At 58.1% G+C, this 19,473-nt stretch carries 20 protein-coding genes and 2 pseudogenes; 5 read left to right on the top strand and 17 right to left on the bottom strand.

The window, feature by feature from the left end; genetic code table 11:
• Positions 1-87 precede the first annotated feature (87 nt).
• A complete protein-coding gene (locus tag HMPREF1287_RS08720; RefSeq protein ID WP_023016467.1) occupies positions 88-1,221 on the top strand; it encodes an ROK family transcriptional regulator in 1,134 nt (377 codons plus the stop codon).
• On the opposite strand, the gene HMPREF1287_RS08715 is transcribed toward HMPREF1287_RS08720, so the two are convergent.
• The 6 genes from HMPREF1287_RS08715 to amn form a co-directional block, all read right to left on the bottom strand.
• Entirely contained in the window at positions 1,204-1,800 is a 597-nt protein-coding gene (locus HMPREF1287_RS08715) for an HAD-IA family hydrolase (RefSeq protein ID WP_023016466.1), read from the bottom strand. The genes HMPREF1287_RS08720 and HMPREF1287_RS08715 overlap by 18 nt on opposite strands.
• A 12-nt stretch (positions 1,801-1,812) precedes the next feature.
• The gene (locus HMPREF1287_RS08710) at positions 1,813-2,166 is read right to left on the bottom strand and encodes a hypothetical protein (RefSeq protein ID WP_023016465.1); all 354 of its coding nucleotides are present in this window, start codon (positions 2,164-2,166) and stop codon (positions 1,813-1,815) included.
• Positions 2,167-2,240: 74 nt separating this feature from the next.
• Positions 2,241-2,729: a ferritin gene (locus tag HMPREF1287_RS08705; RefSeq protein ID WP_023016464.1), complete on the bottom strand. Its 489-nt coding sequence runs from the start codon at positions 2,727-2,729 to the stop codon at positions 2,241-2,243.
• Positions 2,730-3,014: 285 nt separating this feature from the next.
• Positions 3,015-4,496 carry a SulP family inorganic anion transporter gene (locus HMPREF1287_RS08700; RefSeq protein WP_023016463.1) on the bottom strand — a complete coding sequence of 494 codons (1,482 nt, stop codon included), beginning with the start codon at positions 4,494-4,496 and terminating at the stop codon, positions 3,015-3,017.
• Between the two features lie 21 nt (positions 4,497-4,517).
• On the bottom strand, positions 4,518-5,030 hold the full coding sequence (locus tag HMPREF1287_RS08695) for a phosphoribosyltransferase (RefSeq protein ID WP_005276176.1): 513 nt from the start codon (positions 5,028-5,030) through the stop codon (positions 4,518-4,520).
• Positions 5,031-5,102: 72 nt separating this feature from the next.
• Entirely contained in the window at positions 5,103-6,506 is a 1,404-nt protein-coding gene (gene amn, locus HMPREF1287_RS08690) for an AMP nucleosidase (RefSeq protein ID WP_005276174.1), read from the bottom strand.
• Between the two features lie 440 nt (positions 6,507-6,946).
• Between amn and HMPREF1287_RS08685 the strand changes: the two genes are divergently transcribed.
• Entirely contained in the window at positions 6,947-7,960 is a 1,014-nt protein-coding gene (locus HMPREF1287_RS08685; RefSeq protein ID WP_005276173.1) for a triacylglycerol lipase, read from the top strand.
• On the opposite strand, the gene HMPREF1287_RS08680 is transcribed toward HMPREF1287_RS08685, so the two are convergent.
• From HMPREF1287_RS08680 to bioB, 4 genes are all read right to left on the bottom strand, one after another.
• A complete protein-coding gene (locus tag HMPREF1287_RS08680; RefSeq protein ID WP_023016461.1) occupies positions 7,961-8,884 on the bottom strand; it encodes a Sir2 family NAD-dependent protein deacetylase in 924 nt (307 codons plus the stop codon).
• 10 nt (positions 8,885-8,894) lie between these two features.
• Positions 8,895-10,016 carry an ATP-binding protein gene (locus tag HMPREF1287_RS08675; RefSeq protein WP_023016460.1) on the bottom strand — a complete coding sequence of 374 codons (1,122 nt, stop codon included), beginning with the start codon at positions 10,014-10,016 and terminating at the stop codon, positions 8,895-8,897.
• A gap of 220 nt (positions 10,017-10,236) precedes the next feature.
• Complete coding sequence (locus HMPREF1287_RS08670) at positions 10,237-10,500, bottom strand: hypothetical protein (RefSeq protein WP_023016459.1); 264 nt, start codon at positions 10,498-10,500, stop codon at positions 10,237-10,239.
• Complete coding sequence (gene bioB, locus HMPREF1287_RS08665) at positions 10,500-11,480, bottom strand: biotin synthase BioB (RefSeq protein ID WP_005276160.1); 981 nt, start codon at positions 11,478-11,480, stop codon at positions 10,500-10,502. The genes HMPREF1287_RS08670 and bioB overlap by 1 nt, the downstream gene beginning before the upstream one ends.
• Positions 11,481-11,557: 77 nt before the next feature.
• Between bioB and HMPREF1287_RS08660 the strand changes: the two genes are divergently transcribed.
• Entirely contained in the window at positions 11,558-12,865 is a 1,308-nt protein-coding gene (locus HMPREF1287_RS08660) for a M20/M25/M40 family metallo-hydrolase (protein ID WP_023016457.1), read from the top strand.
• Between the two features lie 16 nt (positions 12,866-12,881).
• Here HMPREF1287_RS08660 and HMPREF1287_RS08655 read toward each other — a convergent pair whose 3' ends face one another.
• From HMPREF1287_RS08655 to HMPREF1287_RS08645, 3 genes are read right to left on the bottom strand one after another with little or no spacing between them, the layout of a single operon-like run.
• On the bottom strand, positions 12,882-13,187 hold the full coding sequence (locus HMPREF1287_RS08655) for a CHY zinc finger protein (protein WP_023016456.1): 306 nt from the start codon (positions 13,185-13,187) through the stop codon (positions 12,882-12,884).
• Positions 13,165-13,995 carry a hypothetical protein gene (locus HMPREF1287_RS08650; RefSeq protein ID WP_023016455.1) on the bottom strand — a complete coding sequence of 277 codons (831 nt, stop codon included), beginning with the start codon at positions 13,993-13,995 and terminating at the stop codon, positions 13,165-13,167. Before HMPREF1287_RS08650 ends, HMPREF1287_RS08655 begins: the two co-directional genes overlap by 23 nt.
• Positions 13,995-14,336: a hypothetical protein gene (locus tag HMPREF1287_RS08645; protein WP_023016454.1), complete on the bottom strand. Its 342-nt coding sequence runs from the start codon at positions 14,334-14,336 to the stop codon at positions 13,995-13,997. Before HMPREF1287_RS08645 ends, HMPREF1287_RS08650 begins: the two co-directional genes overlap by 1 nt.
• A 229-nt stretch (positions 14,337-14,565) precedes the next feature.
• Between HMPREF1287_RS08645 and HMPREF1287_RS08640 the strand changes: the two genes are divergently transcribed.
• Entirely contained in the window at positions 14,566-15,699 is a 1,134-nt protein-coding gene (locus HMPREF1287_RS08640; protein WP_232215086.1) for an HNH endonuclease signature motif containing protein, read from the top strand.
• Positions 15,700-15,727: 28 nt separating this feature from the next.
• Positions 15,728-16,309 carry an LURP-one-related/scramblase family protein gene (locus HMPREF1287_RS08635; protein WP_023016452.1) on the top strand — a complete coding sequence of 194 codons (582 nt, stop codon included), beginning with the start codon at positions 15,728-15,730 and terminating at the stop codon, positions 16,307-16,309.
• Positions 16,310-16,598: 289 nt separating this feature from the next.
• Here HMPREF1287_RS08635 and HMPREF1287_RS12865 read toward each other — a convergent pair whose 3' ends face one another.
• From HMPREF1287_RS12865 to HMPREF1287_RS08625, 4 genes and pseudogenes are all read right to left on the bottom strand, one after another.
• The gene (locus tag HMPREF1287_RS12865) at positions 16,599-16,826 is read right to left on the bottom strand and encodes an integrase core domain-containing protein (protein ID WP_023016451.1); all 228 of its coding nucleotides are present in this window, start codon (positions 16,824-16,826) and stop codon (positions 16,599-16,601) included.
• An 11-nt stretch (positions 16,827-16,837) separates the two neighbouring features.
• Positions 16,838-17,506 (bottom strand): DDE-type integrase/transposase/recombinase, encoded by a 669-nt coding sequence (locus tag HMPREF1287_RS12860; protein WP_023016450.1) that lies wholly within the window; start codon positions 17,504-17,506, stop codon positions 16,838-16,840.
• A 178-nt stretch (positions 17,507-17,684) separates the two neighbouring features.
• Positions 17,685-17,883: pseudogene (locus HMPREF1287_RS12855) on the bottom strand (hypothetical protein).
• Between the two features lie 72 nt (positions 17,884-17,955).
• Positions 17,956-19,438 (bottom strand): annotated as a pseudogene (locus HMPREF1287_RS08625) (multicopper oxidase domain-containing protein).
• Between the last annotated feature and the right edge of the window lie 35 nt (positions 19,439-19,473).

The raw sequence follows: 19,473 nt of genomic DNA, 5'->3' as shown, positions 1-19,473 counted from the left end.
TCGGCCTACCTCCACCTTTAGACCATTCGGTACATATACCTATGAATAGATTAGACAAAGCAGTCTGTGACACATATACTTTCTTTCATGATCAAACCTGGCCCCGTGTTCACCCGCCCCCGTACACCGGCTGCTAAGTGCCTTCACCTGGTGCGCCTGAACCCGATCATTACCCGTAGTGAGCTGGTAGAAGCCACCGGACTCTCCCAGCCCACCATTACCCGCGCTACCACCGCGCTCCTCAACGCAGGACTCATCCAAGAGCGCACCGACCTCACCCAATCCCAGGGCCGGGGCCGCCCTACCGTTCCCCTCGAGGCCGCGGATAATAACTGGGTGCTCGGCGGCATCGCTGTCGGCACCTCTGAGACCTATATCGGCCTCTATGACATCAAGGGCCGCACCGTTTCAGAAGAAGAGATCGCCACTCCTGTCGCCCGCCTGACGGAGGAAGACTTTCTTGAACACATCATGGCCGGCATCAACCGCATGATGACGGGCCTAGATCGCCGGCTCGTGGCCTTGGGGATTACCACCTCGGGCACCGTGGATGAAGAGGGCCTAGTCACCGCGGATAACCTGGGTTGGCACGGCGTGGATATCGCCGCGCGCCTGCGCTTCCAATTTAGCGTTCCCGTGGTTGTTACCTCTGCCATTTCCGCCATTTTGGGCTCGGAGACCCAGGCTGCCGAGATTGGCACGAACGAGCGCGTTCTCCTGCTCTTCGCGGATGATTCCTTAGGATCTGCGCTCTCCGTCGATGACGAGGTCAATTCCATCATCCCGCTCCCGCAGACCCACTCTGACGTGCTGGGCCACGGCGCTTCCGAACACCTCTTGGCCACCCAGTCCATCCTGGAGGCCGTGCGCCGCCACGGCATCGAGGCCAGTACCCTGCCCGAGGTCGCGACCATCGCCGAGTCCAATTCAGCCGTGCGCGCCATTTTGGATGAGCGCGCCCGCCAGCTGGGCCAGATTACGGCGGACATGGTCCACGAATACGCACCAAAAACCGTGGTCATTGCCGGCGGGGCCTTTACCGGCGATTCCCGCGCGCCCCAGCTTTTTGCCTCCACCGTGCGCGATTCCGCCTCGGAGGACCTGGAACTGCGCATGATTCCAAGCCACAAAGAAATCGTGCGAGCCGTCGCCCGTACCGTGGCCACCGATCAACTATTGCGCGAGCCATTGGAGCTCGGCCGCTCACTCCAGACCGCGTAGAACCTCACGCGCAGAGTCGATTCCGGTAAATAGGTGGGTGTGCAACCCGCAATAGGTCGCGCCCTCGATGTAGTCGATGCTGTCATCGAAAAAGTGCGTGTCCTTCGGCTGCGCCGCGAGCGCGTCCACCGCCACCCGGTAGGCCTCTGGGTGCGGCTTAGCCACTCCGATATCGCAGCTCAACGTTACCGCCGCACACTCAGTTAACCACGGGTGCTGCGCGCGCACCTGCTCCGCCAGGGTTGTGGGGATATTGGATAAAATCCCCACGCTAAAGCCCTCCCCGATGAGCCCTTTAACCAGCGCCACCATCTCTGGGTCCGCCTCGAGCAGGTACTGATTCTCGCAGGCCACGGCCCCGGCGCAATCAATAGGTTCCATCCCCGCGCGGGCGGCAATCTCGTTCCAGTAGTGGCTATCGCTAAAAATTCCGGCATCGTAATCGGGCCGGAAAAAGTTATAGGCCTCCCAGAATGCCTCTGGGTTTGCCGGCGCGAGGAAGCGCTCCAGTTCAGCGTGCGCTTCCGGCGTGGCGGGGCGCAGCAGCACGCCGTAGAGATCAAACAGCAACTTCGGCATAATGCATCCAGTTTATGCGCGCCTAGTAGCTTGGGTCTGCACTGCCACGATCCCCACCGCGATACCGGCGATAAAAATCACCAGCGCCAGCGTCGCCTGCGCCATCGGCAAAACGATGAGCACGGCCAGCGAGGCCAAAATCAGCATTCCACTCAGGGAATATAGGGAGCGGTTGACCAGCCCGCGCTTGCCGATGACCCCACACGCCAGCATCACCACCCCCGCAAACGGGCTCAGCATGAGCGCCGCAGTGGTTAAAAAGATGCCGAGGGTGACGTGGCTTGAGATGACCGCAGCCCCAATGATGAGACTTAATGCCAATACCGCCAGGGTGGCGGAGAGGGTTGTTTTGAGGTGTGCAGACATACGTCAATCCTCCCACAGCAGCGCAGTGCCATGGGAGGATTGATTTAAATCTTGATGTGTTTGTTATTCACAACTTAGGAGTTGCGGTTAGCCAAACGGGAATCGATGCGCAGCAGGCCAGCACCATCGTTGCCCACCAGCTTGATCTGGTCGATGATCTCAGAAACGGTGTCCTCTTCCTCGATCTGCTCAGCCAAGAACCAGTCAATGAGCTGACGGGAGTCCAAGTCCTGGATGTCAAGGGCAACGCGGGCGATCTCGCGGATCTGCTCGGAGACCTTCTGCTCGTGCGCCAAGGAAGCTTCGAACGCATCCAGCGGGGTGGCAGCCTTGATGGAGCCAACCGGGATATCGTTGAGCTCTACGCGGTAGCCGCGTGCCAAGAGGTGATCCGCAAGCTTTTGTGCGTGAACGCGCTCTTCGCCAGCCTGAGCCATGAACCAATCGCGCATGCCCGGGAAGGACAGGTTGTCCATCTCGTAGGCCAGCTGGGTGTAGACCATAGCGGCGCCGTGCTCGTTAATGACCTGATTGTTTAGCAGGGTTTGCAGCTTCTCATCCATTGCTAAATCCTTTCTGTAGGAATCAATTAATTGGTTGTAGGCACTACAATACCCAAATAAAATCTCCCGTCTAGCAAGGTATGCTTAATCAAACCCGCACCTCAGGGGCATTTTTCAGATTGGATCACCTAAGTTAGTTAAGACAAAGCTGCACCACGGCGCAAAGTTAATATCGCCTAATAGTTCGAGGTCATTGCCCTAAACGGCCAATCTCGCCGCGCTAGGTCGCTCCATTTACCGCCTTGCGGCGGGTACGCCCCCGCACATCAAACTTGCAATGTGATATTAATCACCCAGTTGCCCACTCAGGCGCTCCAGGCGCTGCGCGCTCGCCCCATCGAGGCCCCGAAACTCCACCTCAATGCCGCGATCCGCGTACTTTTTCTGCACCGCATCCAGCGTCGCCACCGTCGAGGCATCCCAGACCTCGGCATCGGTAAGGTCCACCACCACGAAGTCCGTATCAAGCGTGTAATCAAAGGCGTAAACCAAATCATTCGAGGAGGCGAAGAAGAGTTGGCCATGCACCACGTAGGTATATCCATCTACCAACTCAACTTCCACGAGGTGCGCCACCCGGCGGGCAAAGCCAATCGATGCAGCCACCACGCCTAAGACCACTCCTACCGCCAGGTTATGCGTGGCCAGCGTGCCCGCGACCGTCAGCAGCATGACGAGGATTTCAGAAAGCGGCATCAGCTTGAGCGTGCGCGGGCGGATGGAATGCCAATTGACCGTCGTCGCCGCCACGAGGATCATCACCGCGACCAGCGCGGCCATCGGAATGCGGCCTACCGCCTCGCCGAAAAGCAGGCACAGCACGAGGAGGAAGGCGCCGGCGAGGAACGTCGACAAGCGCGTGCGCGCCTGGGATACCTTGACGCCGATCATGGTCTGGCCAATCATTGCGCACACGCCCATGCCGCCAATCGCCGCGGCCAATATATTGCCAATGCCCTGGCCAAAGGATTCGCGGGTCTTATCGGAGTGGGTATCCGTAATGTCATCGACAAGCTTCGCCGTAAGCAGCGATTCCATGAGGCCCACCAGCGCCATCCCAAAGGCGTAGGGCGCAATGATCTGCAGGGTCTCCAGGTTCCACGGAATATCCGGAATGAAAAGGCCCGGCAGCGTCGTGGGCAGCTCGCCCTGGTCCGCCACATCCGGCACCTTCCACCCCGCCGCGACGGCGATGATGCTTACCACCACGATGGTCACCAACGGCGCCGGAATTGCCTGGGTAAACCGCGGCAAAACAATCATGATGGCCAGGCCAATGGCCACCAGCACATAGACCATCCAGGGGACATCAATAAGGTGCGGCAGCTGCGCGGTAAACATCATAATGCCCAGCGCATTGACGAATCCCGTCATCACCGAACGTGGGATAAAACGCATGAGCTTGGCGATGCCCACCCACGCCAACAGCACCTGGATGATACCGGCCGCAAGCACCGCCGCCACCACATAATCATGCCCATACTCGTGGGCGAGCGGGGCCACCACCAGGGCAACCGCACCGGCCGCTGCGGAAATCATGGCGGGCCGCCCGCCGGTAAAGGCGATGGCCATCGCCATAATCACCGAAGAATACAGCCCCACCCGCGGGTCGAGGCCAGCGAGAATAGAAAAGCTTAAAACTTCCGGGATCAAAGCAAGCGCCACCGCCAGCCCGCCGAGCACTTCCTTGCGCAAACGCGCAGGTGAGGAAAATGCGAAGCGGAAACTGGCGATGACGCCGGTGGGTGCAGGCTGCTCGTTAATCACGCCTGCACATACTAGTAGCTACTACGAGCCTTCCTGAAAGGAGCCATCCGCCGTGATGACCGGCAGCACCGACCAGGCAAAGTTGATCCACTTATCCGTCTTCTTCCACGAATAGTCCGGCTCGAAAATGGTCTTCGGCTTGGTGTAGACGACAGCGGAACGCACCTCATCGGCAGTTTCTTCCAAGAAGTTCACCACCAGATCCAAGGTCTTGCCGGAATCGGCCACGTCATCAACGACGAGCACCTTCTTGCCCTTGAGGGAATCCGTATCCAACTGCGGGGACAAGATGATCGGCTCATCCAAGGTCTGGCCAATATCGGTGTAGAACTCCACGTTGATAGCGCCCATGGCCTTGACCCCGATGGCATAACCAATGGCACCGGCCGGGATCAGGCCGCCGCGGGCAACGCCCACGATCAAGTCAGGAAACCAGCCGGATTCCACGATTTGCTCCGAAAGATTCCGGCTCGCTTCGCCGAAGACTTCCCAAGTGAGGTTCTCCCGGTCCGGGTGGATCCAATTCTCAGTCACGATTGCGCGGCTCCTTTTGCGTCATGGGCTTTCTTTGTAGTTTAACTAGCGATACCTACCAAGGGAAAGCAGCTACCGGAAAGGAACCTCTCCCAGCGTCCGCCGCAGCTTGCGAGTGCGCAGGCGCTCCGGATTTTCTGCCAGCTGTTCCACCGCGCGCACCGCGCACATGACGTGGGCTTCCTTGGAGTTGGAATAAAACGCCTGGGCCTGCGCCGGCAGCTTCGGCACGGCGTGCAGCGGCAGATCCGACACGGACAGCAGCGTGCCATAAGGCACGCGGTAGCGGTACCCATTCGCCGCCAAGGCGCACGATTCCATGTCCACCGCCACCGCGGTAGAAGTGCGCAACCACTCCCACAGATCCCGGCTGGTGCGCCACTCCCAATCGCGGTCATCGGTCGATAGCACCGTGCCGGTGCGCATGAGCGAATTATCGCTACCGTAGACCTCATCGACGGCCGCCTCCAGCATGCGCTGGACCTCTGGAATGGCCGGAATCGGTGTGGAAGAAACCACCTGTCGGTCCAAGATGTGGTCGTGGCGCTCGTAGGCATTGCCCAAGATCAGGTCACCGATGCGCATGCGCCCATCCATGCCGGCGCAGTGGCCAATCATGATCCAGGCCTCCGGCCGCAGCACGGCCAAGCAGTCCGTAATGGTCTTGGCATTCGATGGCCCCACGCCGATGTTGATCATCGTGATGCCATCGCCACCTGCGGTAATGAGATCGAACCGGGGCATCTGAAAGCGCGAGGTCAGCGTTAGCCCATCCAGGTCGAGGTCCACCGCATCATTAGGGTGAATGGTCTCCCCATTGGGCAATACCAGCGCCGTATAACGCGAATCCTCCTTGGTCAGCTCGCGCAGGCCGAATTTCACGAATTCCGTGGTATGCATCGCGTAATTGGTAAACAGAATGTATTTCTGCACCGTATCGACCTCGATGCCGGTGTAATGCTCAATGCGCGCACAGGCAATATCGAAGCGCTGCGCCCCGAAGTGAAAGAGCGGCTTTTCCCCGCCGTGAAACGCATCCCACTCGCCATCAATAATCGCATCATTGACCTCATCCAAGGTCGGGCGCGGAATGGGGCCGCGTTCCTGCGGCGCCGCCGGGGCATCTTTGATGTATTCCGGCGGAATGCGCTCATCCGATTGGCCCACGAAGATATCGCACGGATAATTGTTAGTCAGCCGAGTCAGCTGCTCGTGCAAGTACTCTCGGATGATGTGCGGCTTGGAGACGACCGCAGAATACTTGCCGGCCTCGTCCACATAGCCAAAGGGCTCGGAGCGGTCGATCGGCTGCCATTTACGGATCTCCACGGTCACCTTGGGATAAACCACATGGCGATAATCATCGAGGGTGCCGGAGGCAAGAGCCTCGCGCGCCATCTCGCACGAGGTTTCATAATGCTCAATTAAGCGAGTCACCGCTTCATCTACGGAGTGGACATGCTGCAGATCGGTCATAACCGCGAGTTTAGCGGGGACAGCGCAGTACGGCAGCGGAGTCTTTTCCAGCTCTGAATCCGGAACACCCACTTGGTATCGTTAGCTCTATGCCTGCCACTAATATTGGGGTGGAGCTTTTTGCCGCCACCCGTGAATTTCCCGTTGATCTTCCCATTCCCCCGCGTGAGGATGAAGCACCCGCCGCCTGCTTCGACGACTAACCCTCCCGAGGCATAAACGAAGGCCCGCCGACTGCGCATCGGCGGGCCCTCTCCCCATGACTAATCTCTGGCACTTAGCGGCAAGGAGTGGAGCGCCCTACGCCGTAAGCACCGCCCGTGATTAGGCAAGCCTAAGTTTACAAAGATTATGGCGTGAGGTCAAGGGCTTTCTCCATAAATTTCTTCAACTTTTCTAAAGAGGCCATTTACCTGCATTAACGCGTATGATTGGAAGGCATGGCTGTCGAATCTCTTGCAGAGTTGAAAAGCATTATTTCTGAACAACTCCTCAAATTCGGGCGCGTGAACGAGGAAGATGCACCCGAAGAAAAAGATTCGCCACGCCTTGGCATCGCCTCCCCGGCCGCGGCCAGTGCTTTGCAGGATGACGTCGCCGACGAGATCGTTGACCGCCTCAAGGCCGAAAAGGACAAGTCCAGTCCCGGCGATTCCGCCCTCGATGCCGATGCCGCAAGGACCCTGCCCCTCGGCGCACGCACGAAGCCGCGCGGCGTTTTCGAAGACGATTGGGGCGCCCGCCCGAGCGACGAGCGCCCCTGGCCGGTCATCCTGATCCACGGCACCTGCGATACCAAGGGCGTCTGGCAAATTATGGGCAATATCTTGCGCCAAGACGGCTGGGCGGTCTTTGCCCCTGACTACGGTCACCGCGCCACGCAGACCATCCCGGAATCGTCGCAGCAGCTCGGCGCGTATATCGATACCGTGCTCGCCGTCACCGGAGCAGAAAAGGTCATCTTGGTAGGCCACTCCCAGGGCGGACTGCTCGCGCGGTACTGGATGCGCATGGACGGCGGCGCCGAAAAGGTCGTCCACCTCATGAGCATCAGCGCGCCTAATCATGGGACGACCCACGGGGGCATCGCCAGTCGCCTCATTCGAACCCAACGCCAAGAGGCGGTGATCCGCTCCATCATCGATGGCTGGTTTGGCCCCGCCGGCATGGACCAGGTGGTAGGCAGCGAGGTGCTTCGCGATGTCAACCGCGATGGCGACCTCGAATCCGGCGTGAGCTACACCTGCATCGCCACGCGTTCCGATGCCGTCGTCGTCCCGCCCGAGACCTGTTTCCTCGACCCAGAGGGCGCGCCCGAAGGTGCGGTGCGCAATATCTATATCCAAGATTTTGACCGCCATGCCGTGGTCATGCACGAAGATATGCCCATGGATAGGCGCGTGCACGCCATCGTGCGCACGCTGCTCAGGATGGTCGAGCACACGCCGCGTTGATTAAATCTCCAGCTCATCGAGCAGGGCATCAAATGCCGGGCCCACCTGCGTGCGCCATAGCGTATCCACCTTCTTGTCCCCGCGGCCTGGCCCGCCGTTGATGACGGCCACGCGCTTGCCCTGCTTCTTTGCCTCAAGCACAAAACGGTACCCGCTCATCACCGCCAGCGAAGAACCGGCCACCAACAGCGAACTTGCCTCGTTCAATAGCGCAAATGCCGCATCCCGCCGCGTGGCTGGCACGGGCTCACCAAAATACACCACGTCCGGCTTGAGCAGCTCCGATCCGCAGCGCTCGCAGCCAGCCATCCGAAACGCCGCAACGTCTTTCTCATCCAACGTCACGTCACCATCCGGATTAACTTGGTCCCTTTCCACCACCAGACGATCCAGATACCCCGGGTTTGCGACCGCCAAACGCGCATCGAAGTGCCCGCGATCCTCATAGTGCCCACACAACAAGCACACCACGGTTTCCATATCACCGTGCAGCGTCACCAACCTCTCCGTACCCGCCCTTTTATGCAGGCCATCCACGTTTTGGGTGACCACACCATTAACCAGCCCGACGCGCTCCAACTCCACGAGCGCATAATGCGTGCGATTCGGCACCGCAGAATCCATCACGCGCCAGCCCACAAAACTACGCGCCCAATACCTATGGCTAGCGGCCGGATCATGGCGAAATTCCTGATACGTCATCGGCCGGTGCCTGCTCAGCGAGCCCCGCGGCCCGCGATAGTCCGGCACCCCCGATTCCGTCGATACCCCCGCCCCCGTCAGCACCATCACCGGCCCTTCCCGCAGCTGCTTGGCGATGTCCCCCAAAGCCTTCCCCGCCTCCGTATGCGGCGCCGTCTCCTCCACGACGCGCGCAATCGATCGCAGCGCGGACTGATGTGCGTGAGCTACGGCGGGATCCATACCCACCAATCTAATCAAGCGATTGCAAGTACTGCTCAATCGGGACTACTTCAGCATCATGTGCTTGAAAGGAATATTGGCCGCGGTATAGCACTGTGCGGTTTGCGGGTTTGATCTCCAGCTCTTCACCTACAGTCGCGAGATGACGCGTGTATTTGGAATGATAGGTCTGCGATGCCTTGATTTCATAAGCCTTAGGATCGCCGCCCGTAAAATCCAATAGGTCGATTTCTCTTTTAGAACTATCCCGATAGAACCGTAGATCCGGCTTGCGACCAGAGTGAATATGCGTTTTCATGGTTTCTGCTACCACCATATTTTCACACACTGCACCTGACTGTGGATGCACAGAAAGTTCTTCTGGTGAAGAAATACCAAGAAGGTGGCACAACAGGCCAGTATCATAGAAATACAACTTCGCGGTCTTAGTAAGCACCTTCCGGGGATTGGAATGGTGGCTGGGTAAAGAAAATATGATGAAACTAGACTCCAGAATTGAGACCCAATTTTTTACCGTCTGGAAAGAAACATCAATCTCATTTGCGATTGCGGAATAGTTGATTAAGTTTCCAGCTTGCAGCGCACAGACCTTAATGAATCGCCAAAAGCTATCACTATTCCGAACATTGAGTAACCCACTCACATCCCGTTGGAGATAAGTCTGCACGTAGTTTTCAAAATAGATTTCCGGAGGAATTTGAGCCTGGTACAAGCGCGGATATCCACCACGAACCATAAATTCATCAACGGTCAGATCAGCTGATATAGAGCGAGCTTCCAAGAGGCCGAAGGGCAACAAATGACTGATCCCAACGCGGCCCGCCAGCGATTGCGTTATGGATTCCATAAGCAAGAAATTTTGCGATCCGGATAAGATATATTGCCCAGGGCTTCCCACTTCATCCGAACGAAGTTGGACAACGGAAAACAGATCCGGTGCATATTGAGCCTCATCTATAATCAACGGTCCACGTTGGCTCGAAAGGAAACCCACAGGATCTTCTTGTGCCACCCTTCGGATACTTGGATCCTCAAGATTGAGGTATGACAAGTCCGGAAACATTTCTCTCAGAAGAGTCGACTTCCCAGACTGCCGCGGCCCCGTCACGCTAACAACTGGAAACCATTTCATTAACTGCGCTATAGATCCACTGAGCTGCCGAGGAACAAACATATATTTACCAAATTTCGCAAGTAGGACGCACCAAATCTCTAAAGTAGAGAGTACCAAATCTCTAAAGTAGGACGCACCAAATTTCGCAAGTAGGATTACCTACCCGCAGTTCACGGCTGTTTTTCAATAGAAAAAAGAGCCGCCTGCCTTGCGGCAGCGGCTCCTTATCTTGGTAGTGCTAGCTCTCTGGTAGCTGCTCTACGTATAACCACTCAGAATCTAGCTCCCCGTGGCGCGAGCACTTAGTGTGCCAGCCATCGGGGCGCACCTGGGCCACCATGCGGCGGCCGCAGATCTGGCAGTAGCGCGGTACGTCGAGGCCGGCGGCTGCAGCGGGGTGCAGCTTGAAGACCTCTTCGATCGGCTTGCCGGTATTGGGGTGGAAAATTGGCTCGTCCCCGGCCAGGACGGCGGTTGCCAACTCAGAGTTCGGCTCGGACACTACAGAGCCTTGATCGGGAGATCGATGCGGCCCAGCATGTCCACATCCTTTTCGATTTCCTGACCCAAGGTGGTCAAGTAGTTGCCGGCAATGATGGCGTTGATGCCGCCGAGCAAACCGCGCTCGGTGCCGTCATCGCCAAGCGAAAGCTCGCGGCCGCCAGCGAAGCGGAGGGTGGTGGAGGGCATCGCCAAGCGGAATGCAGCAACGGCGCGCAGGCCCTCTCCCAGCGGAACCAGCGGGCGATCAGCGAATGGGGTGCCCGGTCGAGGGTCGAGGAAGTTCATCGGAACCTCGCACGGATCGATCTCTGCCAGCTGGGCTGCAAACTCAGCGCGCTGCTCCAGGGACTCGCCCATGCCGATGATGCCGCCACAGCAGACTTCCATGCCTACCTCGCGCACGTAATCCAGGGTCTTCTTGCGCTCTTCCCAGGTGTGGGTAGTGACCACGTTGGGGAAGTAGGAGCGGGAGGTCTCCAGGTTGTGGTTGTAGCGCTGTGCGCCCATGTCCTTCAGGCGCTGTGCCTGCTCGCGGGTCAGGGTGCCCAGGGAGCAGGAAATCTCGATGTCAACGGCATCATTGATGGCGGCGATGGCCTCGCCCACCTGGTCCAGCAGGCGGTCATCCGGGGACTTCACCGCAGCGACGATGCAGAACTCGGTAGCGCCGGTCTTGGCGGTCTTCTGTGCCGCTTCCACCAGTTCAGGGATGTTCAGGCGCACTGCGCGCACTGGGGACTCAAAAAGGCCGGACTGGGAACAGAAGTGGCAATCCTCTGGGCAACCACCGGTCTTGATGGAGATAATGCCTTCCACCGATACGTCCGGGCCGCACCACTTCAGGCGGGTCTGGTGGGCGATATCAGCAATTTCTTCCAGCTGGGAATCTGGAACCTGCAGTACTTGTAGTAGTTCTTCCTGGTTAAGGCCTTTGCCTTGCTCCAGAGCTTTCTCACGGGCGATGTCGATGATGCTCATGCAGTGAACCATACTTGAACGCCGTTCAACTTTGGCCAAAATCACAAAATTTTTTTCGCGGGATTACCCTAAGGGGCATGACGCTTTACGATGACACCCTCGAACTCCTCCAAGAACTCATCCGCAATGCTTGCGTAAACGACCTCACCCCGGATTCCGGCTTTGAGGTGCGCAATGCCGATACTCTTGAGAACTTTTTTGCCGGTGAAGACGTCTCCATCGAGCGCTTTGAATCCCACCCGGGACGCGTGTCCATCGTGGTGACCGTCCCCGGCGATCCCGCCAAGGAGCCCCTCACCCTTATGGGGCATACCGATGTCGTCCCCGTCGACGAACCCAAGTGGACTAAGCCGCCCTTCGAGGCACTCATTGAAGACGGCAAGCTCTACGGCCGCGGTTCCGTAGACATGCTCTTTATTACCGCCACCATGGCCGCCGTCACCCGCGAGGTAGCGCGCGCCGGCAACCCCGGCGGAACGCTCGCCTTCGTGGGCATGGCCGATGAAGAGGCCCGCGGTGGCCTGGGCGTGCGGTGGATGGCAGAAAACCACCCCGATGCCTTCTCTTGGAAGAACTGCCTCTCCGAGACCGGCGGTAGCCACCTGCCCGGCGCGGTGGGCTTCAACGTGGGCGAAAAGGGTGCTGGCCAGCGCCGCCTCCACGTCACCGGCGATGCCGGGCACGGCTCGACTCCCTACGGCAAAGACTTTGCCATCGTAAAGATCGGCGAGGTCGCCCGCCGCATCGCCGAGGCCGAGCCACCCACAGCCTCCAACGAGATCTGGGAGGGCTTCGTCCGCACCTTCAAGTTCGATCCTGAGACCGAAAAAGAGCTTATCGATGGCACCGGTGACTACACCAAGTTCGGCAACCTCGATGCCTACGCCCACGCCTTTAGCCACACCACCATCGCCGAGACCGTCCTGCGCGCAGGCGGAGCCATCAACGTGCTTCCTTCCCACGCCTACCTCGAGATGGATATCCGCCCCTTCCCTGGGCAAACCCAGGAAGACTTGGACGATTTCCTCCGCAGCGCACTGGGCGATCTCGCCAATGAGGTAGAAATCGAGCACCTCATTACCGAAAACGCCACCCAGTCCTCCACCGATACCGAGCTCTGGCGCACCATTGAGGCCACCGCCAAAGAGTTCTTCCCCAATAAAGACGTCGTGCCCGTTCATGCCACCGGCGGGTCCGATTTACGCTTTGCCCGCCGCAAGGGCGGCAATGCCTATGGCTTTGCCATGCATGCCGAGGGCCGCGATATGGCCAGCGCCAACTCACAGCTACACAGCCACGATGAGCACCTCTACCTCGAGGATCTCGATCTCACCGTGCGCGCCTACCACAGCTTAGTCAACCGCTTCTTGGGCCTGAACCAGTAGCACTCTCCCCTCGCTTTTACGAGGTGACCTGAAAATAGATCCCAGCATGCGCGCTGCAGCCGGGATTAAACATATGCCCACACTGCGGGCATGCCTCGACAGAGGAATACAGCCGGTAATCCATCTCAAGGTCGCAGGAACCGCAGAGGGCAGCGGGGGCATCGACAAGCATGGGCCCAAACTCATGATCCGTCAGCTCCGCATGGCACAGCGCGCACGCGAAGTACTCGCCGCAGTTCGCGCACTTATTGGCCACCACGTCGAGCGGGGAATGCCAATGCTTGCACCGGCCCTCCGCATCAATCGCGCCGCGAATCTTCATGGTTCTGCCACTCCTTCTTCTTCGCCTCCGATTTCTTTGCATTGCGCACCGCCATCACCCCAAAGGCAATGGCAATAACTATAGGCATCCACACCCTGCTGTAATCCATAAGGAAAACCACCCACTCCGGTGCTTCAAAGTGCACCGCAAACTGCGGCGCGGGCAAGGTAATCTGCGGTGGCTCCGGCAGGTTCGGCAAATTTGGCAGCGGAAGGTAAATCTCTGGGAAATCTACATCTGGCAGCTCCCAATCCGGCAGCAAGCGCGAGAGGATGCGGCTAATAATAGGAGCCAAAACAATCATCGCGATGGCCCACCCGGACTTCCCCAGCCCACCGAGCAGTGGATACAGCACGCGCTTGAAGGGGCTTTCTTCCATTGCCCGGCGCCGCTTTTCACCCAAGGAGCCCGGCGGCGGATCAAAGGCCACGGCCTCCTCCCCATCGCGGTAGTAGACATCCTGTATCTCCCCAAAGGGCGTGGCTTGGATATCTACATAAGGCTTAGTCAGCGGCGCACTATTCTCACTGAATGAGAGATCGTTTTCCAGATTCTTCTGCAATGAATAACGGCCACCACGCGGCTTGTCGTGCCGGCTGCGAACCTCGCCGTTGACCACCATCTGCATGCGGGGTGCAGGATTCTTGCGCCAGAGCTGGATGCGGCGGATAAAGGGGGCATCGCCAAACACCGGCGTAAATTCCTTCGGCTCCTTGGGCCATTCGCCCTGCTCAGCGAACTCGGCATCGTAGCCGCGCTCAACCTCGAGCAGGCCAGCCTCAGGGTGATCCAACCGCCAGATTTCCATCAGCGCTTCCTCAACTTGGCGCCCAATTTGCTAGCACCCAACGCCAAAAGGACCACTACCGGCAGGTAAATCCATGTCCCCTCGTTGAAGTACATCTCCATGGCCGCGAAATAGGCGATGCCCGCAACCCAGAAGATGGTCCATGAGTAGCGGAATGTGGTGGCATCGATAAGAGCAATAAGCACGGTAAGCCCACCCATGATGCCGAACAGCGTCACGCCAGAAACCGCCTGGTAAATCGCCGGCGGGAGCACCAAGAAGACAGCGATCATCGCCAAGGGCGCCCACCACTGCCACCACGCACGCCCGGGTTCTTCCTGCGTTTCCTGCTCCTGACTCATACCTTCCTCAAGCTAGCACATAATTTTGCTTCTTAAGCTGGTTATCCTAACGGAAGAATATGCAGTTCTACCTGCAGAAACACCTTAAAACAGGCGAATGTCCGGCGGGTGTTCTATAGTGTTTTTCGTATACACGTTCACACAACAAATTTAGGTTTTAAGCGCCATGGAAGATCCCTACTTTTCCACGACCAACACCAAAGACCCCACTACACGCTTAGCTTTTGAAATGCGGAAGACTGAATACGAGTTCTGGACTGAACAGATCCCCGATCTCGATTCTGATTTCGAATTAGTCACCCAATCCCTCTACCGCACCACCGGAGTTAATGAAGGGCGAATCGGCCATATCCTGATGGCCCTGTACCGCCTGGAAGAGCTCCCGCAGCTGAAAGAGCTGCAACACGAGCTCTATCACTTAGATTTAGACCGCCTCATTGCCATCAATAAATCCCTTAACCGCCTGGGCAACCCGACCCCGGAGGTAATCGCGCGCATCGATGAGCAGCTCACCGCCTACCTCACTCCCACCCGCGCCAACCAGGCCATGCGGACGCAAGCGCAGATTAAAAGAAAGATCAATGAGCTCATCAACCTCGAAGATGACACCCTTGCGGTCAAGAAGGGGCCGACCCAGCCGCGCTACACCATGGAAAATTGGGGCAACAATACTACGGCGATGACGCTGAGCGCGGATCCCTCGGTGATGGCGTGCGTAGATAAGTGCATCAAGGAGACTGCACTCAAGCTGGATTGCTCGCTTGCCGATGCCGCCATTTCCCTCCTCACCGGCAATACCGAAGCACCCCAGGTCATCCTGAATGCCTACAAGGCAACCGATGTCCCCAACTCCCCCGCATTCATTGAATCCGTTGGGTGGCTCGACCCGGCGCGCTCCAACGCGCTGCCCTACTCCAAGATCCGGGAAATGAACCCGGATAAGGAGGTAAAGGGATATGTCACCCCGCCGGATATGGCAGCCTTCCTGGAAGGATTCGACGGCACCTGCCGTTACCCTGGCTGCAACCGCCCTGCCACGGTGTGCCAAAAGGATCACCGCATCAACCACGCGGATGGCGGGCCGACGACTCCCGCAAACCTTGCGTGCCTGTGCCAGCACCACCACAACATAAAGACCGATGGCCGCGTCTTCTACGTCATGGACCCACACACCCGGGACATTATTTGGCTCTTCGAAGACGGCACCTGGACCGTCACCGATCCTTCCGGCCCACTGGCAGAAAAGAATAAGAATTGGGTGCAAACTTTTGCACAAACCATGACCGCCCACCGCGCGCGAGCCTACGAGGAGGCCCACCAAGCACAGGAAGAAGCAAAAACCACCCCTAGGGAGGAGGATTAAATTCGCCGGTTGGAATACATTGGCTGGCATGATGCAAAAATTATTCACGCTCGACGAGCTGGTTATTTCCCAGACCAAGTCCCTCCTCAAGGATCGATTCATGATTTCTGATGTCAACGGGACCCCAGTGGGCACCATCGTGCAATCCACCAGCCTTAAGGAAATGGTGTTTAAACCCTCCCGTAGCTTGGAGGTCGCACTCACGGATGCCGAAGGCAACCCCCAACAAACAGTCATGACGATCTCGGATCCGCCTAATTTTTTGCGGGATACCTACGAAGTACACCTACCGGGAATTGAACAGCCCATGGCCGTTATCACCAAGCGCTTCTCCATGTTCAAAACCAAGATGAAATTAACAATGGAGGGCTTTGCCGACGTCGAAGTGCACGGCGATTTCTGGGATTGGAACCTCACCATCACCTCCCAGGATCGCCAGCTTGCCGATGTCTCCAATAAGTGGACCGGCATGGGCAACTACTTCATGGGTAAAAACACGTATCTCCTGCGGATCGCGCCAGACCTCAACGAGCAACAACACGCAGCCATCATCGGCGCCGTAATGAGCATGGATATGCTGCGCACGAAAAAGCAGAAAAATAGCAACTAGGTGAATACATGGTCATTGTTGCAAACGGTGTTTCAGGACTGGTCCTACTGTGAGCACCGAGGTTCCAATTCCGGATACGGCCAGTGCCGCGGCTGGGCCGATGGCACTTACGATTGGCGCCCCAATGATGTATCCAATAAGCATTGCAGAGCTATTTATCGATCCCATCGTAGAAAGGGCTTTGGGCTTCACCCCATCAGGTACGGTTCCCACCACGATGATTCGCAGTGCAGCCACCTGAACGGCATTGCATACTCCGCCAAGGAATGAAGTGCCCCGAGTTTTGTTCCTAGGCATTTGCCTTGATTTCTATTATTGCCTGTGGCGGGTTTTTCTTCCAAAATTCGGTTTCCACCTCGGCCGGGGTTCGGTATCCCAGGCTTTGGTGGAGCCTTACCTCGTTCCACCATGACACCCACTCGAATGTCGCAATTTCTACCTCTACAACGTCATTCCACCTGCGAGTATGGATTAGCTCGTTCTTATGAGGGGCCGTTAACGTTTTCAGCCAGAGCATTGTCGTAGGAGTCACCGACAGTCCCAGTGGAAGCGGCAATGCCATGCTGGGAAAGGCGCTGGTTGTAGACAACGCTGACGTACTGCGACCCGTGATCTGAATGGTGAATGAGACCTGTTGTTTCCCTCGCACACTTGGGTCGCTTGGTTGAGTGCTTGCAGCGGCAAAGCTTCGGTCCGCATCGAATCTGACAGCGCCCACCCGACGATCCGCCGGGAGTAGACGTCGGTGACAAACGCGGTGTAGACGAATCCTTTTCGTGTCCGTACATAGGTAATGTCGGCCACCCACAGCTTGTTCGGGCCCCGGGCTTTGAATTCACGCTCGACCAAGTCCGGGCGCAAATCAGGCACGTTAGCTTTTCGGGTTGTGATTGGTGATCCGCCTTTGCCTTTGCCAGAAACGCCAGCCAGGCGCATCAGCCGGGTAGCGTGTTCACGACCGATATCGATTCCGTCACGGCGAAGCGCATGCCACATTTTCCGCACACCGTAGACACCGTAATTATCCCGATGAACAGCACTAATGCGTTCAACCAGAACAGTATCACGAAGGCGACGAGCACTTAACCCGCGAGCCTTGGACTGGCGATAACCACGCGAGGTGATAAACCCACCAGCCCGGTTATTTTTCAACGTCTTGCAGATGAACTCGGGCAGTGAAACGATTCCGGTTTTCATCGATGAACCGGATCATTTCTTAACGTTTCGGGTCGAGTCATGAGGCGAAAAAGCCGAGGCAGCCTTCAGTAGCTCATTAGTATCGCGTAGCTCTTGATTTTCACGGCGCAGCCTGGCATTTTCGGCGGCCAAATCTTCAGATACAGGTTCTGGGATGTTTCCTGCACGGCGGGCAGGCTTAAGTCCATTGACGAGCCGTGTGCCATGAAACCCCCAGCTTTGGAGCTACTGCCTGGCACGCGGGGTGCATCGACATATTTTCCGCCACGATGCGATCTTCCACGAGACGGACCACACGATCCTTTGCATCCTGGTCAAATTTTCTCGGCATATTCCAGATTTTCCCATCTACTCAAACGGAACAAAACCTGGGACACTTCACACCAACGCCGTGTCCACTACTCGGGGGACACCCCCGCCCACCTCGGCACTCAACCCTGCTGTGGGGGTTACTCGTAGCGAAGCGAGCTGAACATCCCGGTTTCCAGGTGATAGGCGTTATGGCAGTGAAATGCCCACTCACCGGGGTTGTCAGCGATCAGGTCGGCGATCATGGTTTCACCGTGGCGGAGAAGGACGGTGTCCTTGCGTAGCCCGCCGCTGCCGGGCAGCGCCCACGTGTGGCCGTGGATGTGCATGGGATGGGGCATCATGGTTCTGTTGCGCATGACCATCCGCAGGCGCTGGCCCTCCTGCACGGTCGCGGAGGAGGATTGGCCGTCGGTGAGAATGCTCCATTCATACGGCATCATCTGCCCGCCCAGGTCGATACTGACTTCTCGGTCTGGTGTGTCCTCGGGCAGGAGTGCACGGTCTGCTGGCTTCAGGGAGGACAGAAGCAGTCCGGTGGACGACAACTCGGGGAAGTCGACATCGGGGTGGGGGGGCCTGGCCGCCGGCGGTGCGGATGACGGCGAAGGCGCGGTCGTCCTTACCCACCGCCAAAGCCGTGAGCGGGAAGATGCCGTCGCCGAGGATGACCTCGACGTCGACACGCTCGCCCATCGACAGGTAGATCGATTCGGTCTCCCGAGGCTGGACGGGGAAGCCGTCGGTGTGGGTGACGGTCATGCGGTGACCACCGAGGGCCACCTTGAAGATGGTGTCACCGCCGGAGTTGATAAACCGCAGGCGGGCCTTGTCGCCCGGGCGAGCCTCGAAGGTCCGGTGAGCACGGGGGATACGTCCGTTGATGAGGTAGTGCGGATACATCACATCGCCAGCATCCCCGCCCAGTACCCGGTCCGGGGTGCCGTGCATCATCTGGCCGTGACCTCCCATTCCCTTCTTCCCGTTATGGTCGCCTGAACCCATTCCGGTGAGCTTGTCGAGCTCATCGTCGGGAGTGCCCTGAATGCCATCGACCCAGTCGTCGAGCACGATGGTCCACTCGACGTCCTGGTCCTCAGCGTCTTGCGGGTCACGGACGATCAGTGGGGCGTGGAGGCCGCGATCAAGCTGCAGGCCGGAGTGGGAATGGTAGAAGTAGGTGCCACTGTGGGGGACTTCAAAAACATAGGAGAAAGACTCGCCAGGTTCAATGGGGTCCTGGGTCATGCCGGGCACACCGTCGGCTGCGTTGTGGAGTGCGATACCATGCCAGTGGATGGAGGTGCTCTCAGGAAGTTCATTGGTGATATCGACCTGGAGGACGTCGCCGGCGGTGGCCTCAATGGCCGCATCCCCGGTGTCAGAGACGTATCCCCACGTCTTGGCTTCGATGCCGCCGATATCCAGAGAGAGGGGCCGGGCGGTCAGTGTCCGGCGCACCGTCGGCTCACCGAGCGCAGTGGGGGTGGGAGTGGGGCGAAGAGAGGAACCTGGTGCCGAGGCAGCGGGTCCAGGGTCGCTGGTGCAGGCGGCCACGGCCCCGGTGCCGGCGAGGACGAGCCCGCCGAGCAGAAACTGTCGTCGGGAAAATCCATTCATCATGATTTAACCTTCCTTGGTGTTAGATTTCAGTGACA

The sequence above is a fragment of the Corynebacterium sp. KPL1986 genome, assembly GCF_000477975.1.
In the GTDB taxonomy this organism is placed as follows: Bacteria; Actinomycetota; Actinomycetes; order Mycobacteriales; family Mycobacteriaceae; genus Corynebacterium; species Corynebacterium accolens.
This window is presented reverse-complemented; position numbering and strand designations above follow the sequence as displayed.

What these genes read in the sequence shown, in the direction of transcription:
- HMPREF1287_RS08720 (WP_023016467.1), top strand. Translation starts at nt 88, where the DNA reads ATGATCAAACCTGGCCCCGTGTTCACCCGCCCCCGTACACCGGCTGCT.
- HMPREF1287_RS08715 (WP_023016466.1), bottom strand. Translation starts at nt 1,800, where the DNA reads ATGCCGAAGTTGCTGTTTGATCTCTACGGCGTGCTGCTGCGCCCCGCC.
- HMPREF1287_RS08710 (WP_023016465.1), bottom strand. Translation starts at nt 2,166, where the DNA reads ATGTCTGCACACCTCAAAACAACCCTCTCCGCCACCCTGGCGGTATTG.
- HMPREF1287_RS08705 (WP_023016464.1), bottom strand. Translation starts at nt 2,729, where the DNA reads ATGGATGAGAAGCTGCAAACCCTGCTAAACAATCAGGTCATTAACGAG.
- amn (WP_005276174.1), bottom strand. Translation starts at nt 6,506, where the DNA reads ATGACCGATCTGCAGCATGTCCACTCCGTAGATGAAGCGGTGACTCGC.
- HMPREF1287_RS08685 (WP_005276173.1), top strand. Translation starts at nt 6,947, where the DNA reads ATGGCTGTCGAATCTCTTGCAGAGTTGAAAAGCATTATTTCTGAACAA.
- HMPREF1287_RS08680 (WP_023016461.1), bottom strand. Translation starts at nt 8,884, where the DNA reads ATGGATCCCGCCGTAGCTCACGCACATCAGTCCGCGCTGCGATCGATT.
- HMPREF1287_RS08675 (WP_023016460.1), bottom strand. Translation starts at nt 10,016, where the DNA reads ATGAAATGGTTTCCAGTTGTTAGCGTGACGGGGCCGCGGCAGTCTGGG.
- bioB (WP_005276160.1), bottom strand. Translation starts at nt 11,480, where the DNA reads ATGAGCATCATCGACATCGCCCGTGAGAAAGCTCTGGAGCAAGGCAAA.
- HMPREF1287_RS08660 (WP_023016457.1), top strand. Translation starts at nt 11,558, where the DNA reads ATGACGCTTTACGATGACACCCTCGAACTCCTCCAAGAACTCATCCGC.
- HMPREF1287_RS08655 (WP_023016456.1), bottom strand. Translation starts at nt 13,187, where the DNA reads ATGAAGATTCGCGGCGCGATTGATGCGGAGGGCCGGTGCAAGCATTGG.
- HMPREF1287_RS08650 (WP_023016455.1), bottom strand. Translation starts at nt 13,995, where the DNA reads ATGGAAATCTGGCGGTTGGATCACCCTGAGGCTGGCCTGCTCGAGGTT.
- HMPREF1287_RS08645 (WP_023016454.1), bottom strand. Translation starts at nt 14,336, where the DNA reads ATGAGTCAGGAGCAGGAAACGCAGGAAGAACCCGGGCGTGCGTGGTGG.
- HMPREF1287_RS08640 (WP_232215086.1), top strand. Translation starts at nt 14,566, where the DNA reads ATGCGGAAGACTGAATACGAGTTCTGGACTGAACAGATCCCCGATCTC.
- HMPREF1287_RS08635 (WP_023016452.1), top strand. Translation starts at nt 15,728, where the DNA reads ATGATGCAAAAATTATTCACGCTCGACGAGCTGGTTATTTCCCAGACC.
- HMPREF1287_RS12865 (WP_023016451.1), bottom strand. Translation starts at nt 16,826, where the DNA reads ATGCTCTGGCTGAAAACGTTAACGGCCCCTCATAAGAACGAGCTAATC.
- HMPREF1287_RS12860 (WP_023016450.1), bottom strand. Translation starts at nt 17,506, where the DNA reads ATGAAAACCGGAATCGTTTCACTGCCCGAGTTCATCTGCAAGACGTTG.